General features: G+C 57.1%; 2 protein-coding genes. One reads left to right on the forward strand and one right to left on the reverse strand.

From position 1 onward, the window contains the following. Nucleotides 1–52: 52 nt before the first annotated feature. The gene (locus AC1DVH_RS31940) at nucleotides 53–451 is read right to left on the reverse strand and encodes a hypothetical protein (RefSeq protein ID WP_477757144.1); all 399 of its coding nucleotides are present in this window, start codon (nucleotides 449–451) and stop codon (nucleotides 53–55) included. Between the two features lie 282 nt (nucleotides 452–733). On the opposite strand from AC1DVH_RS31940, the gene AC1DVH_RS31945 reads away from it, so the two are divergent. Then, nucleotides 734–871, forward strand: a 138-nt coding sequence (locus AC1DVH_RS31945) for a hypothetical protein (RefSeq protein WP_477757145.1), incomplete at its 3' end; no start/stop codon positions are given.

Genomic DNA, 871 nt, shown 5'->3' on the forward strand with positions numbered 1-871 from the left:
CGCGGAAGGTGGTGCCTTCATCGTGCAGGCGGATTGATCTCGTGGCGTCGCACTAGCGACGATAGTAGCGGTGATCGTCCTCGTAGCGGTGCCGCATGGCCCGATCCTGGTGGTATTCCCAATCACGATGGCGCTGGGCTTCTCGACGGRCTTGTTCTCTACGCCACTGTTCTCTACGCCAGTCGTCTCGGCGCCAATCGTCTCTACGATCATGCCAACGGCCGTCATGCCAGTATCGGTCGTCATGGGCAAGCAACGGCCCTGGCTGCTTGCCGGCCATACTGGCCAAGGTCGGCCAAGGGTTGCCGGCAGCCTGGACCGGAACCTGAACGGCTGCGACTTCAGTTGCGAAAACAGAGGTTGAGGCCTTCATCTGTGTTGCTGATGCCGAGCCCACTGCCGCGAACGCGAACAGGCCGAAGAGCACCATCCGTGGGTCATGGAATTTCATGAGCGAAGAAAACCTCTGATTGACATTTGGGCGTATGGCCATCTGGCTGCGGGAAGCCTGCGAGCTCGCGCTTACCGAGCGGATGTGCCTACCCACATAGACCGATAAATAAGGAAAAGTTCTAGGGAACCGCTGCTTAAATAGCCAACGGCCTCAGTGTTCGGCCCCTTTGAGGTTTGCTGTCTCGATGTCCGCTCCTGGCCGCCTTCGGCCCAGAGTGTGTAAAAACTCCAAAGCAAACCCTTGCTATGATTTCCCAGGATTTCATCGCAAGGGTTGCCCATGAAACGCTTCATTCAAGGTGAACACCGAGGTCAAAGGACCCTGCTCCCCGAGAGCCTGGACGATTACGTCAGCGAGACTAATCCGGTGCGTGTTGTCGATGTCTTCGTTGATGAACTTGACCTGATCACCTTGGGT

This window comes from Pseudomonas sp. P4_C3 (genome assembly GCF_056402075.1).